The organism is Natrinema sp. HArc-T2, from assembly GCF_041821085.1.
Taxonomy (GTDB): Archaea; Halobacteriota; Halobacteria; order Halobacteriales; family Natrialbaceae; genus Natrinema.
In genome coordinates this window covers 281,534-297,918 of record NZ_JBGUAZ010000004.1, presented here as the reverse complement: position 1 = coordinate 297,918, position 16,385 = coordinate 281,534, and the positions used below count along the sequence as shown (strand labels likewise).

16 protein-coding genes are annotated in these 16,385 nt (G+C 64.5%); 12 read left to right on the top strand and 4 right to left on the bottom strand.

Annotated features, from left to right (window positions below; translation table 11 throughout):
* Positions 1–6 precede the first annotated feature (6 nt).
* Positions 7–420: a hypothetical protein gene (locus tag ACERI1_RS12250; protein WP_373618459.1), complete on the top strand. Its 414-nt coding sequence runs from the start codon at positions 7–9 to the stop codon at positions 418–420.
* 124 nt (positions 421–544) lie between these two features.
* Here ACERI1_RS12250 and ACERI1_RS12245 read toward each other — a convergent pair whose 3' ends face one another.
* Together ACERI1_RS12245 and ACERI1_RS12240 are read right to left on the bottom strand one after the other, a co-directional pair.
* On the bottom strand, positions 545–1,444 hold the full coding sequence (locus ACERI1_RS12245) for an NAD+ synthase (protein ID WP_373618458.1): 900 nt from the start codon (positions 1,442–1,444) through the stop codon (positions 545–547).
* 315 nt (positions 1,445–1,759) lie between these two features.
* The gene (locus tag ACERI1_RS12240) at positions 1,760–2,368 is read right to left on the bottom strand and encodes a hypothetical protein (protein ID WP_373618457.1); all 609 of its coding nucleotides are present in this window, start codon (positions 2,366–2,368) and stop codon (positions 1,760–1,762) included.
* A 150-nt stretch (positions 2,369–2,518) separates the two neighbouring features.
* Here ACERI1_RS12240 and ACERI1_RS12235 point away from each other — a divergent pair, with 150 nt between their 5' ends.
* From ACERI1_RS12235 to ACERI1_RS12220, 4 genes are all read left to right on the top strand, one after another.
* Entirely contained in the window at positions 2,519–3,259 is a 741-nt protein-coding gene (locus tag ACERI1_RS12235; RefSeq protein WP_373618456.1) for a bacteriorhodopsin, read from the top strand.
* Positions 3,260–3,456: 197 nt separating this feature from the next.
* Positions 3,457–4,326 (top strand): bacteriorhodopsin, encoded by an 870-nt coding sequence (locus ACERI1_RS12230; RefSeq protein ID WP_373618455.1) that lies wholly within the window; start codon positions 3,457–3,459, stop codon positions 4,324–4,326.
* 166 nt (positions 4,327–4,492) lie between these two features.
* Positions 4,493–5,275: a lycopene cyclase domain-containing protein gene (locus tag ACERI1_RS12225; RefSeq protein ID WP_373618454.1), complete on the top strand. Its 783-nt coding sequence runs from the start codon at positions 4,493–4,495 to the stop codon at positions 5,273–5,275.
* The gene (locus ACERI1_RS12220) at positions 5,265–6,329 is read left to right on the top strand and encodes a Brp/Blh family beta-carotene 15,15'-dioxygenase (protein WP_373618453.1); all 1,065 of its coding nucleotides are present in this window, start codon (positions 5,265–5,267) and stop codon (positions 6,327–6,329) included. Before ACERI1_RS12225 ends, ACERI1_RS12220 begins: the two co-directional genes overlap by 11 nt.
* A 45-nt stretch (positions 6,330–6,374) precedes the next feature.
* Here ACERI1_RS12220 and ACERI1_RS12215 read toward each other — a convergent pair whose 3' ends face one another.
* On the bottom strand, positions 6,375–8,252 hold the full coding sequence (locus ACERI1_RS12215; protein ID WP_373618452.1) for a PINc/VapC family ATPase: 1,878 nt from the start codon (positions 8,250–8,252) through the stop codon (positions 6,375–6,377).
* A gap of 338 nt (positions 8,253–8,590) precedes the next feature.
* Between ACERI1_RS12215 and ACERI1_RS12210 the strand changes: the two genes are divergently transcribed.
* A complete protein-coding gene (locus ACERI1_RS12210; protein WP_373618451.1) occupies positions 8,591–10,234 on the top strand; it encodes a protoglobin domain-containing protein in 1,644 nt (547 codons plus the stop codon).
* Between the two features lie 93 nt (positions 10,235–10,327).
* Positions 10,328–11,413 carry a M20 family metallopeptidase gene (locus ACERI1_RS12205; RefSeq protein ID WP_373618450.1) on the top strand — a complete coding sequence of 362 codons (1,086 nt, stop codon included), beginning with the start codon at positions 10,328–10,330 and terminating at the stop codon, positions 11,411–11,413.
* A gap of 28 nt (positions 11,414–11,441) precedes the next feature.
* On the opposite strand, the gene ACERI1_RS12200 is transcribed toward ACERI1_RS12205, so the two are convergent.
* On the bottom strand, positions 11,442–11,810 hold the full coding sequence (locus ACERI1_RS12200; protein ID WP_373618449.1) for a hypothetical protein: 369 nt from the start codon (positions 11,808–11,810) through the stop codon (positions 11,442–11,444).
* A gap of 226 nt (positions 11,811–12,036) precedes the next feature.
* Between ACERI1_RS12200 and ACERI1_RS12195 the strand changes: the two genes are divergently transcribed.
* The 5 genes from ACERI1_RS12195 (at position 12,037) to truA (ending at position 16,355) form a co-directional block, all read left to right on the top strand.
* Positions 12,037–12,249 (top strand): CDGSH iron-sulfur domain-containing protein, encoded by a 213-nt coding sequence (locus tag ACERI1_RS12195; protein ID WP_373618448.1) that lies wholly within the window; start codon positions 12,037–12,039, stop codon positions 12,247–12,249.
* Between the two features lie 215 nt (positions 12,250–12,464).
* Positions 12,465–13,997, top strand: coding sequence for a carboxypeptidase M32 (locus tag ACERI1_RS12190; RefSeq protein ID WP_373618447.1), 1,533 nt, complete (start codon positions 12,465–12,467; stop codon positions 13,995–13,997).
* 81 nt (positions 13,998–14,078) lie between these two features.
* Positions 14,079–14,822, top strand: coding sequence for an SDR family oxidoreductase (locus ACERI1_RS12185; RefSeq protein WP_373618555.1), 744 nt, complete (start codon positions 14,079–14,081; stop codon positions 14,820–14,822).
* A 57-nt stretch (positions 14,823–14,879) separates the two neighbouring features.
* Positions 14,880–15,377 carry a hypothetical protein gene (locus tag ACERI1_RS12180; RefSeq protein WP_373618446.1) on the top strand — a complete coding sequence of 166 codons (498 nt, stop codon included), beginning with the start codon at positions 14,880–14,882 and terminating at the stop codon, positions 15,375–15,377.
* Positions 15,378–15,515: 138 nt separating this feature from the next.
* On the top strand, positions 15,516–16,355 hold the full coding sequence (truA, locus tag ACERI1_RS12175) for a tRNA pseudouridine(38-40) synthase TruA (RefSeq protein ID WP_373618445.1): 840 nt from the start codon (positions 15,516–15,518) through the stop codon (positions 16,353–16,355).
* Positions 16,356–16,385: the final 30 nt, after the last annotated feature.

Below are 16,385 nucleotides of genomic sequence, written 5' to 3'. Positions count from 1 at the left end.
TCCGGTATGGACAAAGCGCGGCTCCCGCGGTGGGCCTGGCTGACGATCGGACTGTTTCTTGCGGTGCTGGTCTCGAACCTGCTCAACCTGTTCGTGCTGGTGCCGGCGGTACTTCCGGAGACGTATCGATCGATTACGGTTATCGCGGCGATGGCGCCGGTCTTGATCTACGTCGGGATCTGGTACGACGAGGAGCGCCAACCGTACTGGCGCCAATCGCGGGCAAAAATCGCCGGGGACATCCTGTTCGTCGTGACGGGGGCGATACTGGGGTCGGCGATCGCACTCGTGGCGCTGGTCGGCGTCGGCCTCCCCGGCACGGTGCTGGATATCCTCGCGATGAGCGCCGGCTTCCTCTTGGCGTGGGGGCTGTTCTGGTGGCGCAACCCGACGCTCTACGACGTCGACCTCGAACGCTAGCCGATTAGAGCCGGTATTTCGTGCGAGCGTCCGACTGGCAGTCATACGGTCTGCTGTCCCGATGTCCCGGTAGGCCCGCAGTGCGGGTCGCGGGTGTACCCGAACCGACTGACAGGAGTCCGTATCAGTCGAACTGGGCTCCTGTCCCGCCGCGGTCGGCGATTCCCGGCGTCGGCGGAACGGTGCGTTTGTGCGCCGTCTCGGCGTATCGAGACGTGATTTCCGCCGCCGTCTCGCGGTCGATCCTGAGCCCCGCAGCGGCCTCCTCGAGCGGGCGTCCTTCCTCGACGAACCGATAGAGTAGCGGATCGATCACGGCGTAGCGCGCACCGAGTTCCCCGGCGTCGGTCTGAGTCGCCCAGAACCCTGCCGTCGGCTCCTTGGCGATGACCCGACGGGGCAACCCGATCTGTTCCGCGAGCGCTCGCACCTCCGTCTTGTAGCAGTCGCCGAGCGGGTGGATATCAGCCGCACCGTCTCCGTACTTGGTGAAGTACCCGAGCAGCCGCTCCGAGCGGTTCGCCGTCCCGAGGACGACCCGTGACTGGCGGTTCGCCGCGTAGTAGGCCGTCAGCATCCGCAACCGCGCCGTCGCGTTCCCGAGTTCGTGGGTGCGCTCGTTGGGTCGCTCGTCGTCAGTCGACGGCTCGACCTCGCTTCCGACCGTGTCCTCGAAACACTCGAGCAACGGTCGCAACTGAATCTCCTCGAAGTCGATTCCCATGCCGTCGGCGATCGTGCGGGCGTCGCTCGCGTGGATGTCGTCGGTCATGTGACAGGGCAATCCCAGTCCGAGGACCCGCTCGCTGCCGACGGCTTCGACCGCCAGTGCTGCCGTTAGCGTCGAGTCGATCCCGCCGCTCATCGCGACGACGACGCCTTCGGCGTTCGCGTCGGCGACCGTCGCCTGAATTTCAGCGACGATCCGCTCGCGGATCCGCTCGAGCGACTGCTGATCCGTAAAAAGTGGCCCGTTCGTACGGTTGGTTCTCGGATAGACGATCGTCTTACTATCTACTCCCATCTGTGTAAATCACGTTGTTTCTCTCTGCTTCACCAAATGATTGTCTCCTATATGAAGCTAATCCTTGAACAGCTAGTACTGCTGCCTATGGTCCACAGTCACATGGTCGGATGCCGGGCGTGTTGCTGACTGTCCGTCCACTTATTGCATCGAGAAACGTCGCGTTCCGTTCGTTCGTGGATCCCCCGTGGCCCCTCGTACGAGGGCAGGACAAACTGTGATCCTCGCGCGCGCACTGTTTCCGCGATCGCACTCTCCCTCGAGACCTAGAACTCACGGCTGCTCGAGCGGGTCCGGCTGCTTCAGGCTGCGTTTTCACTGCGACTTCGGCGCGAGATACCGGCTGATTAGGTAAACGACACCGGAACTGATCGCCGCTGCTGCGCCGACTGCGATCACGGGCACTGAGACGCCGGTCTGTCCGTACGGGTTTCGCGGCGCGGAGTCGATGACCGCCTGGAACGTTTCGCCTCCCGCATGGCCGAGCAAGAAGAAGCCAACCGTGAGCAGGATGGCGAATCCGCCGGTTGTCAGCCCGAACATCGACGCAACGTCCTCGACGTTCAGTAATACGTGCGCCTGTGACTCCGAGAGCTGCGGTTCACGACTCTGTCGAACGATCGCGACCGCGACGAGACACGCCGCGGTTCCGAGCTCGATGCCGCCGGCGTACACGCCGAGCCAGAGGACGAGCGGCGACGCCCACAGGGGATCACCGCCCGGGAAGACTGCCTGGACCGACGTCGGATAGGTGGCCGCGATCGGCACGACGAGTGCGAGCGCGAGTAACAGGCCGCTCTGGTAGACGAGTTTCTGAGGAATCCGTCGCTTGATCAGCGCATATCGCTCCACTCGAAGTCGTTCGTACGTCGACTCGCCGAGGAGTGCGTCCGCAATCGGATCGTTCGGGTCAGTTGAAGTCATCAGCTCGAGAGTACGATCGTCGTCGGTTCAGATGGCCGAACACAGGCCGTCGAAATATACACTCCGATTTCGTGCCCAGCGTCAGAATTCCGGACATACACTCCTGTCTGAGGGTTATATTCGTTAGGCTCAATCGGCATATTATGCGGGATGCTACGCTTGACCATGACCGCACTAGTCGGTCCGGAATCCCTGTGGTTGTGGATCGGAACGATCGGAATGACCCTCGGAACCCTGTACTTCGTCGGTCGGGGGCGCGGTGTTCGCGACCGGAAGATGCAGGAGTTCTACATCATCACGATCTTCATTACGGCGATCGCCGCGGCGATGTATTTCGCGATGGCGACGGGCTTTGGCGTCACCGAAGTCATGGTCGGCGACGAGGCGCTCACGATTTACTGGGCACGCTACGCTGACTGGCTGTTCACGACGCCGCTGCTGTTGCTCGACCTCTCGCTGCTGGCGGGAGCACACCGCAACACGATCGCGACACTGATCGGCCTCGACGTCTTCATGATCGGGACCGGCGCGGTCGCGGCGTTCGCGGCGACTCCCGGCACCCGGATCGCGTGGTGGGGCATCAGCACCGGCGCCCTGCTCGCGCTCCTGTACGTGCTCGTCGGGACCCTCTCGAAGAACGCACGCGACCGGTCGTCGGAGGTTGCGTCGCTGTTTGGCACCCTTCGCAACCTGGTCATCGTGCTGTGGCTCCTCTACCCGGTGGTCTGGATCCTCGGCACCGAAGGGACGTTCGGCATCCTTCCGTTGTACTGGGAGACCGCCGCGTTCATGGTGCTCGATCTCTCGGCAAAGGTCGGCTTCGGGGTGATCCTGCTCCGGAGCCGCTCTGTCCTGGAACGGGCCGCCACGCCGTCCGCTGCGGCCGCGTGACGACCCAGTCGGACGCTGCTCGATGACGCTCCAGTCGGCACCGCCCTCTCGTACGGGGTCGATACCACGTCCTGCTCGGCTCCCGGTGCGATCGCGGCGCTGGCCGCTTCCCGCACGCTGACCGCTCAACACCGATGAGGTTCCGCATTTGTACGAACACCCGTTTATGGGTAATGATGCTGACGTAACGTGTACGCATGCAGTCACTTGTCGCGTTCGCTATCCGGGCACACGTGCTCCAAACCGGGCCGACCGACGCGGAACTGTTCGAGTACGTCTTCGGTGGCGGCAACACGCTGCTCGCGCTGTCGTTCGTCGTCAACATCGCCCTCGCCGGCCTCACGATTCTCGGGATCGTCTACCTCGGACGCTCGCTTACCGATCCGCGTGCGAAGGCGATCGCGACCGCACTGCTGCTGATCTCCGTCGTCTCGATCTCGAGTTACACCGGCCTCACGTCGGGGCTGACGCTGAGCGTTATCGAGATGCCGGCGGGTCACCCGGCGGCGGGTGCGACGACGACCGGTGCGGACGGCGTCCTGGTGATGTGGGGCCGGTACCTCACGTGGACCTTCTCCACGCCGTTCATCCTGATCGTGCTCGGAATGATCGCCGGGTCGAACTGGACGAAGATTCTCACAACCTGTGCGTTTACTATCGCGATGTGTGTCACCGGCCTGGCAGCCGCACTGACCACGTCCTCGTTGGTGCTGCGCTGGTGGTGGTTCGTGCTGGGGTCGATCTTCTTCCTCGTGATCGTGTACGTTATCCTCGTCGATTGGACCGCCGAGGCCGAGCGAACGGGAACGTCGGATCTGTTCCGGACGCTCAAACTCCTCACCGTCGTCGGCTGGTTCGGCTATCCGATCCTCTGGATGCTCGGCGTCGAAGGGGTCGCGATCTTAGACGTCGCGATCACCTCGTGGGGCTACAGCGTCCTCGACATCATCACGAAGTACGTCGTGACGTTCCTTGCCATGTTCTACGTCGTCGACGAGCCGGAATCGATCACCGGCGGCGCGAACTACGGTGCCAGCCTCCCCGGGTCCGGGCCGTCGGACGACTGACCGTCCCGGTTTCGAGTCGATCCGGCACCCGTGTCAGCACCGATGCGTCGCCTCGGGTCCCGAACGGGCCTAACCAGTTCGGATTTGGGGCTTTGTCGACGCCGTCCCTAGTCCGACCACGAGGCCCGCTCCCAGCGGAGAACCGGCAGCACACGCCGGCACACTCATGACCGTTCCACTCACGTACTTCGGTGTTCACCTCACGTTCATCCTCCCGCCGCTTTTGGTTCTGGGCTGGCTCGCGCGTCGACGCGATCGGGCCTGGTGGGGCGCTCGGCCACTCTCCGGACTCGCCATCCTGATCGGCCTCGCTGTCATCTATACGACGCCGTTGACGAATCACCTGATCCCCGAGGAGGTCTGGTGGTACGGCGAGGGAGCGGTCGTCGCGACGGTCTGGCACACGCCGATCGAGGAATACCTCTTCTTCGTTCTCCAGCCGATACTGACCGCGTTCTGGCTGTTCCAGCTGCCGGCGACCGCCGATCGATCGCTGGCGATCCCCCTCACGCACCGGCTGCTCGGCGTCGGGGGCGGCCTGTCGATCGCCGGCGTCGGCTGGCTGTTGGCTGCCGACACCTCGACGTACTATCTCGGCTGGCTGTTGCTCTGGGCCGGGCCGATCCTCGCCATCCAGTGGGGGTTTGGCCTCACGTACCTCTGGGACGTCCGTCGCCCGCTGGTTGTCGCCATCGCGGTGCCGACGATCTACCTCTGGATCGTCGACCGTATCGCGATCGAACTCGGCGTCTGGGCCATCTCGGACGTCCACACGATCGGCTTTGCGCCCCTGGGACTTCCGATCGAGGAAGCGCTGTTCTTTCTCGTGACCAACGTCTTCCTCGTTCAGGGACTCGTCATGTACATGTGGCTGCTCGAGCACGTCCACGAACTCCCGTCCCTCGCCAGGGTGGCGACCCGAATCGCCGCGAACTCTGATGACCGGTGACACGACCTCCAGTGGCGGTGTCCTCCACACGGATGCCGCGGCCCGTCGACTGGCTGCTCGCCTGTGCCTCGGCGTCGGACTGGTGCTTATCGTCACCGTCGTCTCGGTCACGATCCTCGTGGGCTCGCCGCCGCTCGCGTACCAGTACGTTCCGCTGGCGCTCAGCGTCGTCGTCCTCGGGCTTCCCCACGGGGCCGTCGACCACCTCGTGTTGCCGCGGGCCCGGGGCGACCCCGTCACCCTGCGGTCGCTCGCATTCGTCGGCAGCCTCTATCTGCTGGTCGGCACCGCGTACGCCGCCGTCTGGTTTCTCGCCCCCGTCGTCGCGTTCGTCCTCTTTATCTTCGTCACGCTCGTCCACTGGGGGCAAGGCGACGTCTACGCCCTGCTCGCACTTGTCCGTGCCCCCCATCTCGAGACGCGGGCCAGCCGGCTCCTCGCTCTCGTCGTCCGGGGCGGGCTTCCGATGCTCGTCCCGCTGGTCGCGTTTCCGGCCCAGTACGCATTCGTCGCCGAGACACTCGTCGGGCTGTTCGACCCCGACGCGGCGACTGCGCTCGAGCCGGCGTTCTCCGCGTCGGTGCGGGCAGCCGTCGCGATCGGCTTCGGCTCCCTCATCGTGCTCGCGACGGGTCTCGGCTTCCTCCGGACGAGCGACGGTGATCGTGGCCCGTGGATCGTCGACACCGCGGAGACGATCGGGCTCGTCGCCTACTTCGCAATCGTCCCGCCGATCCTCGCGATCGGGCTCTACTTCTGTTTCTGGCACTCCCTCCGGCATATCCTCAGAACGATGCTCGTCGACGCCGTCGCCGGCGGGGCGCTCGAACGGGAGGCGATCGGCACCGCGTCTCGTCGCTTCGCCCGCGATGCGGCGCCGCTGACCGCAGGCGGATTGCTTGTCCTCGTTGTGATCGGGCTCGCCGTCCCGCGCACGCCCGCGACCGTCCCCGACGTGCTCGCGCTCTATCTGGTGACGATCGCCGTCCTGACGCTTCCGCACGTGGTCATCGTCACGTTGCTCGACCGAGAACAGCGGCTCTGGTCGCCATAGGGCTCCGTCTGGAGCGCCGATCACTCGGCTGGCTCGCGGCGTGTTCTACGACGGGACGACTGTGACCGGGTCTTTCCGATCGATCGCTCGCTCGAGTTCCTCCGCGATCGCACTCCCACGCGAGACCTGGATTTCGCCGCCGCGGCTCACCGTCGCCGTAAAGAGGTAGTCACCGGCGGCCTGAATCTCGACGGTTTCGCCGTGGTTGCCGTCGACGGGGATGACGATGTGCCGGGAGGTGATCTCGGGTTGGACCATCTGGCCGGCCTGTGACCCGCCACCGGCGCTGTTGGCGCTCGCGCCGCCGCCACCACCGTCGCCAGTACCGTAGTGGGGGTTCTCGTCGTGCGTGCGAACGTCGATATCGATCCCCAGCCGGTTTTCGATATCGGTGATCCGACCGCCGCCTTTGCCGATGACGCTCGAGATGTCGTCTTCTTCGACGTAGACGATGGCTTTGTCCTGGCTTTTGAGTTGGACATCGACGTAGCCACGGGCGACCGAGCGGATCTCGCGTTCGATCTCCTGTTTGGCGATGCGGTCGACGCCGGACTCGCTGCTGGGGCCGCCCTCCTCGTCTTTCAGTGGGACGGTGACGACCTGACGGTTGAACGTGTAGATCTCGTATTCGGGCTCGCCGGTCTGGAAGTTCGTAACCTGGATGACGGGCCGGGCGAGGTCCTCTTCGGTGAGTCCGGCAGGCACTTTGACCGTCGTCTTGACGTCGTAGACCGTCTCGACTTTCCCGGCTTCGATGTAGACGACGGTGTCGGCGACCTGGGGAATCATCCCGAGTTCGACCCGACCGACGAGCCGCTGGAGCGAGTCGATCGGTCTGGTCGCGTGGACGACACCGATCATGCCCACACCCGCCAGCCGCATGTCTGCGAAGACCTCGAAGTCGTCGGTCTTGCGGACCTCGTCGTAGATCGTGTAGTCCGGTCGGACCATCAACAGGGCGTCGGCCGTTTTGGCCATCTCGCCGCCCAGTTCGGTATACTGGGTGATGTCGGGGCCGACCTGCAGGTCCCGTGGTTTCTCCATCGTCTTGACCGAGTAGTCGTGATCGGAGATGTAGCGGGCGACCGCCTGTGCGAACGTCGACTTCCCGGCCCCGGGCGCACCCGAAATGAGGACGCCACGCTGGCGCTCGAGCAGTCGCTCTTTGAGTTCGTCGGCGTGCTCGTAGTCGTCGATGTCTGTCTGGGCGATCGGGCGGACGGCGGTGATCTCGATCCCGTCCGAGAACGGCGGGCGACCGATCGCGATCCGGTAATCCCGGAACTGGACGATTGTCATGCCCGGCTCTGAGAGCTCGATGAAGCCGTCGTGGGCCTCCTTGGCACCGTCGATGACCTCGCGGGCGTACTCGTCCATCGTCGCCTCGTCTACGGGCTCGTCGGCGATCTCCTCGTAGGCCATTGCGCCGAGTTCGCCGCGTTTGGCCCGCGGGATAGCGTCCGTTTTCAGGTGGACGCTCATCGTTTGGTCGTCGAAGTACTCCTCGACGGCCAGCGTGCCGACTCTGCGAACCTCGGGCGAGACGTGTTCGACGTCGAGTCCCTTCGCCTGTGCGACCTCCGCCTGAACGACGTCGCTGGTGACGAAGGTTGCGTCGAGGTCCTCCGCGAGATCACGGATCAGGGCGTCGATCTCGCCCTCGGAGGCGTGGCCGCGCTCGATGGCGCTTGGCCGCTCGCCGACGTACTCGAGGTCGACGACGCCCTCGTCGGCCAGCTCGGCCAGCCGCTGGAGCTCCTCTAGACCGTCCCAGCCGCTGTCGAGTCCGTCGTTTGCCTGCGCCTCGAGTTCCGCGACGACTGCTTCGGGCACACAGATCGTCGCTCCCTCGAACTGCCCGTCTTCGATTGTCGCCGAAACGCGGCCATCGATGACCACGCTCGTATCCGGCACGACGTTCATACGTAAACTGATTCACGTACGCCTATAAGGGTTTCACAGCACCTCGTGCCGACAGCTCGATGCATGCTTGCAGTCTTCGGGAGACCGTAGCCGTTCTGGAACCACCGATCGCCGCTGTACGATACACTCTGTTGTCGGACAAGAGTCCCCGGGGGCTCGATCGTGTCTCGACGCCTGTCGCCACTGACGAGGGCGTCTCGAGTCCGGACGATGGGAACCGTGTTGTCCGAGGAAGGTGACGATACCGGTAGTTGTTTCTAACAGTGATAGAAGCGTACGTTCCTATTCGACGGGAACATCAACGGAATCTTAACTGACCGGTTAACTAGAGTGTTGGTATGCAACCGGAGCAGACGTTCGGTAAGGGGGGACTCAACGGTTTTCTCGATGTCGACGAACTCGTTGATCGCATTGGCCTCGACGAAGACGAGGTCGAGTGGCGAAAACACTTCATCGGATTCGACGAAACCGATCAACAGCGACTCTCGGATCTCGAGCCGCTGTTACGGGACAATCGCCAGGAGATTTCCGACGACTTCTACGAGAACATTCTGCAGTACGAGGGCACGCGGAAGGTCATCAATCGGTCGCCGAAGGGCGTCGAGGCGCTCAAACAGACCCAGCAGGCGTATCTCGTCTCGCTGGCGACGGGGGACTACGATCTGTCGTACTTCGAAAACCGGACCCGGATCGGAAAGCTCCACGAAATGCTCGATATGCCGCTGAAACACTACGTGGGCCAATACGGCGTCTACTACGATCTGCTGCTCTCGCGGATGAACGAGCGGGTCCAAGATCAAGTCGTCGACGCGATCGAGGAGTGGGCGGCAGAACGCGACGCCGAGAGCGACGAGGGCGGACTCGGCAAAGTCGTCGGCGCGCTGGGATTCGGCGGCAGCGATGACGATATCGACGACGGGCTCGAGGAGTCGTTCGAAGCAGCCGTCAGAGATGCCATCGACGACGGCATGATGGACATCCTCTCGCTGCTCCGAATCATCAACCTCGACATGCAGATCGCGACCGAAACCTACGTGGACTCCTACGCGAAGCGACTCGAGGAGTCGATCGAACAGCGCAAGCGCCTCGCCAGCGAGGTCGAAACCGACGTGCAGGCCCCGCTGTCCGAACTCCACGAGTCGGGCGAGGTGGTCGCAAAGCGCGCCGAGGCGATCAGCCAGCACACCGAGTCACAGGCTGCCGGTGTCACGCGGGCCGCACGCGAACTCGACGAAGTGAGCGCCGCCGTCGAGGAGGTCGCAAGCGTGGCAGACCAAGTCAGCAAGGAAAGCGACCGGACCGAGCAACTCGCTGCCGAAGGGGTCGAAGCCGCCGACGACGCCTTGGACGAACTCGAGGCGATCGAAAACGCGACCGACCGCGTCGCCGAGGCCGTCGACTCGCTCGCAGAGCGGACCGAAGAGATCGACGAGATCGTCGACCGACTCGACGACCTCGCCGAGCGAACGACGGTGCTGGCAGCGAACGCGAAGATCGAGTCCTCTCGTGGCGGCGGTGACGGTGACACGATGGGTGTGATCGCCAACGAAGTGCGCTCGTTCGCCGAACAGACCAAATCGGATCTCGCGGAGATCGAAGACACCGTCGAAGCCGTCCGCGAGGACGCCAGCGCGACGGTCGCGACGACCGAGGAGACGGTCACCCGTGTCGACGCCGGCACCGACCGGGTTAGAGAGACCGTCCACTCGCTCGAGTCGATCCACGAGTCGGCACAGCAGACGGCGACGGGCATGGAAGACGTGACGGCGGCGGCCGACCAGCAGGCACGGGGCGTCGAAGCAACTGCCGAGACGCTCGCGGAACTGTCCCAGTCGGCTGACAAGGTCGCGAATGCGGCGGAATCGGTCGCGGCGGCGAGCCAAGAACAGACGGCCAGCCTCCGCGAAGTGCGCGACTCGGTCGCGCGGCTCACCGACGACGAACAGGAGACGGAGCCGCCGGTCTACGAGCAAGTTGACTGACGACGAACGGCGTTTGCTGCCCTCCTCCGCAACGACAGCAGTCTCCCCAGCCTTTTCGGTGCACTGAACACGACTGCCGGTGATTGCCTCCGCATGACTCTCGTCGAGTTGACGCGCGAGCTCGTTTCGATTCCCAGCCACGGAGACGAGACTGCTGCCGGTGACTTCCTCGAGTCGTGGCTGCGCCGCGAGACCGACGCCGACGTACGCCGAGACGAGGTCGGGAACGTATTCGCCCGGAAAGGCAGTGGCGACGAGACACTCGCACTCGTCGGCCACCACGATGTTGTCGAGCCGGTTGACTCGCAAGTCACCGAGATGGGCGATGCATACACCGTCGAGGAACGAGACGGTCGACTCTATGGCCGTGGGACGGCGGATATGAAAGGCGCGCTCGTGGCTGCCCTGCTCGCGTTCCATGATGCCACCCCCGCCGGTGAACTCGTATTCGCGAGTTTCGTCGGCGAGGAAGTCGGCGGTGTCGGCGCACGCCACGCGATCGAGCAGGGGTTCTCCCCGGAGTACGCCATCGTCGGTGAGGGCTCGACCAACTACTCGGGGCCGAACGTCACCGATGTCGCCGTCGCGCACAAGGGCCGACGCGGAAGTACGATCACTGCCCACGGAACCGCGGCCCACGCCAGCGAGGCCGACGCCGGCGAGAACGCCATCTACCGCGCGACGGACGCGATCGACCGTGTTCGGGCACTTGAGCCCCCGTCGGTCGACGTCGCGGGCGAGATCATCGAGGGACGCCTCACCGTCACCGAGATCGAGGGTGGCTCCGCGTGGAACGTCGTCCCTGCCCGCTGTTCGTTCACCGTCGACGAGCGGACGGTGCCGGGCGAGCGCGCCCCCCTCGAGCGGATCGCGGACCGCGAGGGAATCGAGTGGACCGTCGACCAGGACTGGCCGCCGATGCAGTGCGAGGACGCGTCCTTTGCCGATGCGGTTCTCGAGGCCGCAACGGCGGCACAAGATGCCGACCCCGAACACGTCACCAAACCCCACGCGACCGACGCGGGCTGGCTCTCGGACGCCGGCACGGAGTGTGTGATCTACGGCCCTTCCGAGCCCGGCGAGGCCCACACCGACGGCGAGAGCGTCTCGATCGCCGTCCTCGAGCGCTGTCGCGAGACCTACCGGTGGGTCGCGGAGACGTGGCCGCCATCACACTAAACCCGCTGACAGTACTCCACTCGGTTGATCAGAGGCCCGGAACGCCGACCGCGCCGAAACTCGTAATGCCGACCGCGGCGAGGACGTAGAGGACGATCAGGACGGTGATCCAGGCGACGAGGCCGATCATCGCCGCGGCGGTCCAGTCACCGGGATATCGCCAGTTGATGACCGCGACGTAGGCCAGCAGGGCGACCAACGGGCCGACGAGGGGGATCCACCCGACAGTGAAGCCGACGATGGCCCAGACGATCGCGCCGATCAGCGCGGTGACGATGGCGTGATCGTAGCCAGTCCGTCCGACGATGACGCGTGCGCCGGCGTAGATGCCGAGCGCACCGATCAGCAGGCTCACGAGGAACACGATGACCGACGCGACTGGTGATGCGATTGCCATACTGATAGCTACGGATCCCCGCGGAACAGGCCGGTGCTTGCACGTTCTACTGGGGGTATACTCTCGAGGGGGACTGCAATTGATATGATATCAATCTATGTCCTGACAAATGGGATACGTATCACGGACGAAACCGTGGGACACTCGTCCCCTGGTGGGACGAGCACAACCTGGTAACACATAAGTTCGCTTAGGTATATGGGGCAGCCGTTCGTTACCCCAGTTGATGGCACGCGAAGTCACTCACGAGGAACGCGAACCGACTGCGATCGACCCAGACGACCACGATGGCGACATCTACGTCTGCCAGTGTGGTCTGTCCGACGACAAGCCGTTCTGTGACGGCGCACATACTGTCACGGCAGACGAAGAAGACGGCGTCGTATACAAGTACGAGGACGACGACAGCGACCAGCCTCGTCAGCCCGTCGACGAGTAACGACTTAAAGAACGTCTGACATCATTTCGACGGCGGTTGACTGCCTTCTCTGGCTCAGACGGACTGCTGTCACTGGGTCTCGACGCATCCGTGTAACGGGTTGGGGGTGTGCCGACACTGCCAGGAGTCCGTCCCACTATCGCCGCCGATTCTCGCGACGACTCGAGCCACCGGAACCCAGACGTTGATACCGGCTCCGAGCGAACGATACGGCTATGGCGACCGATCAGGCTGGAAGCGATGCGACCGAGGCCGACACGTACGAGCAGTTCGAACGACGCGTCCAGCGCATCTCGAACGTTGGCAACGCCGCCGGTATCCTGCGATGGGACCAGGAGGTTGTGATGCCCGACGAGGGGACGCCGGCCCGAGCCCAGCAACTCTCGACGCTGTCGTCGCTCAGTCACGAACTCCTGACTGCCGACGAAACCGGACAGCTGCTCGACGACCTTGAGGACGACGACCTCACCGACGAGCAGGCCGCGGTCGTCCGCGAGACCCGACGCCAGTACGACCGCGAGACGAGCGTTCCCCAAGAACTCGTCGAAGAACTCTCCGCGACGGCGTCGAACGCCCATCCGACGTGGAAGCAGGCCCGCGAGGAGGACGACTTCGAGCAGTTCGCACCGACCCTCGAGAAACTGGTCGAACTCAAACGCGAGTACGCCGCCCATATCGATCCCGATGCCGATCCCTACGCCGTCCTCTTTGCGGACTACGAGCCCTACATCGACCTCGAGACTGCCGAACGGGTCCTAGAGCGCCTGCGAGAGGAACTCGTCCCACTGATCGACGCGATCCAAGATAGTGACGCTGACCTCGCCACTGACGCCTTTGCGGGGGAGTTCGACGACGACGATCAGGAAGCGCTCGCACGCGACGTGCTGGGTTCGCTCGGCTACGACTGGGACCGGGGGCGGCTCGATACCGCGCCGCATCCGTTCTCCTCGGGGACGCAGTTCGACGCCCGCGTGACGACCCGCTTCGACGAGGAAGACCTGCTGGGGTCGATCACCTCGACCATCCACGAGTTCGGCCACGCGAACTACACGCTCGGCCTCCCCGACGAGGGCTACGGTACGCCGCTTGGCGAAGCCCGCGACCTGTCGGTCCACGAATCCCAGTCCCGGCTCTGGGAGAACCACATCGGTCGTTCCCGCCCCTTCTGGGAACATTTCCTGCCGGTTGCCCGCGAGCGGTTCCCGGGGCTCGAGGACGTCTCTCCTGACGCGGCCTACGAAGCCGCAAATCAGGTTTACGACGACAACCTCATTCGCGTCGAGGCGGACGAACTCACCTACCACCTTCACATCGTGATCCGCTTCGAGATCGAGCGCGATCTGATCCGTGGCGATCTCGAGGTCTCAGAGGTCCCGCAGGTCTGGAACGACAAGTACGAGGAGTATCTGGGCGTCCGTCCCGAGACGGACGCGGAGGGCTGTCTGCAGGACATCCACTGGTCGCACGGCGACTTCGGCTACTTCCCGACGTACTCGCTGGGCTCGGTCCTCGCCGCACAGTTGTACGCCGCTGCCGAGGATGACCGCGGCCCGTTCGACGAGGAGATCCGCGAGGGCGAGTTCGACGACCTCAACGGCTGGCTCCGCGAGCACATCCACCAGCACGGCAAACACTTCGTCACGCCCGACCTGATCGAACGGGCCACTGGCGAGGACCTGACCGCCGATCACTTCCTCGAGTACGTCACCGAGAAATACGGCAAACTGTACGCGCTCGAGGACTACTGACTACCGGTTCCCTCGCTTTCGACCGGGATATCGGATACCGCGGCCATCGTTTTTAGCATCTGCCCGTCGATGTGGGCAATGATGTCTACCACACTCGAGCAGCAAACGGCGATCGTCACGGGTGCGAGTTCCGGGATCGGTGCGGCGACCTGCCACGAACTCGCGGCGGCGGGTGCAAACGTTGTTCTCGCGGCGCGAAGCGAGGCGCAACTGGAAGCAGTTGCCGACGACCTCGAGGCCGACCACGACGTCGAGACGCTGGTCGTCCCGACGGACGTCCGCGAGGAGGACGACATCGATGCACTCATCGAGACGACCGTCGACCGCTTTGGCGGGATCGACGTGTTGGTTAACAACGCGGGGCTGGCCCGCGGGAGCGACGTCGAGGCGCTGACAACCGACGAGTACGAGACGATGCAGGAGACCAACGTCGACGGTGTCTTCTACGCGACACGGGCGGCGGTTCCGCACGTCCGCGAGCGCGGTGGGCACCTGATCTTCGTCGGCAGTTTCGCCGGCCAGTACCCGCGACCGTTCAACCCTGTCTATGCCGCGTCGAAGTGGTGGGTTCGGGGCTTCGCCAAGAGCGTCGCCGCCCAGGTCGGCGACGACGGCGTCGGCGTCACGATCGTCAACCCCTCCGAAGTCCGCTCGCAGTTCGGGAGCACCGACGGCGACCCCTTCGTCGAGCGCTTCGACGAGGGGGAGGCGACCGAACCAGAGGAAATCGCCGAGGCGATCCGCTTTGCCGCGAGTCGGGGCGGCTCGAGCGTGACCGAACTCGATCTCTACCGGCGGGACAAGTTCGCCGACACCATCCGATAAAACGGGGTTGGGTGTGCCGGGTGTGGACTCACCCGTCCGTGACTCTCTCACTCGAGTATGCGAGTCACCATTCCGGGCATACCGGGCGTCTCCTTCGACACCGACAGCGAGTCGACGGCGAAGACCGTCGCGTTGACCGCAGCTGGCCGGCGGGCACCCAAACCGCAGGGCTACGCCCTCCAGCTCCTGCCGTATCTCTGGTCGTTCGATCTCGACCTGCGGGAAGTCCCAACCGACCACCCGATCCAATACCTCCACCCGGAGGGCGCACAGAGTCTGGGGACGCTTGCCGACCAGCGCAGCGTCCGCGAGGTCGGCACCGAATTCGAGTCGGTACTGCGGTTCGCCTGGTCGATCAATCGGGAAGTCGAATCGGCGACCAGCCAGCTGTTGGGGGCGTCGTCCGACGACGACGGTGTCACGATCGAGATTCAGGATGGAACGATCACTGCCGATGGGTCGCCACTCGAGACCGACGAATTCGATGTCGACGAGACCGAGATCGAGATCGACGATACAGACTCTGACGGCTACGACACCGACGACGAACTGTAACGGTCGACCGAGACCAGCCTCGGATCGGTCTCGAGATCGGCGCGCTGATGTTCGCGCTCTCGCCGCATTGCTTGCATCCGTCCGAGTCCACAGCGAACAGTATAACCCGCTGGCCCCGCTGGATCGACTCGAGATTCCATGCTCCTCCGCGCGTTCCGGATCGCCTATGACGGCACGGACTACTACGGCTACCAGCGCCAGCCCGATGTTCCAACCGTCGAGGACACCATTTTCGACGCGCTTCGGGCACTCGGGGTCCTCGAGTCCGATGCCGACAAACCCGACGGCTACGCCGCTGCCGGTCGCACCGACGCGGGCGTCTCCGCGCTCGCCCAGACGATCGCACTCGAGGCCCCCGGCTGGCTCACGCCGCGGGCGCTCAATGCCGAACTCCCCGCCGACGTGCGCGCGTGGGCGAGCGCCGACGCACCCGACGGGTTCCACGCGACTCATCACGCGAGCCGCCGGACGTACACCTATCACCTGTACGCACCATCCGACGTCCCGGCTGATTCCGAGATAGCTCTGATCGACGACGAGCACTTTTTGACCGCCTGTGAGGCGCTATCCGGAACGCACGACGTGGCGAATCTGACACCCGACGATCACAACACCGAACGAACCTTGGCGCTGACAGCGACCAGAGACGGCGACTACCTCGTCGTCACTGCCAGCGCGGGCGGATTCACCCGCGAACTCGTCCGACGACTCGTCTCGCTGGCCTGTGAGATCGGGAGCGGCGAGTCGTCGTTCGCGAAACTCGATCGGGTGTTCGAGCCCGAGCCGCTGCCCGGTCCCGAGGGTATCGCGCCGGCACCGCCGGAGCCGCTCGTCTTGACCGACGTAGCCTATCCCGACCTCACGTTCGAGACCGACGACGACGCCGCCGAGAGCGCTCGCGCCGTGTTCGACCGCCGTCGCATCGAACGGCGGACGGGAGCGCGAGTCGCCGGTCAGGTCGCCGACGGGATACGGTAGAGTCGAACGAGCGATTACGGTCGACGCCGA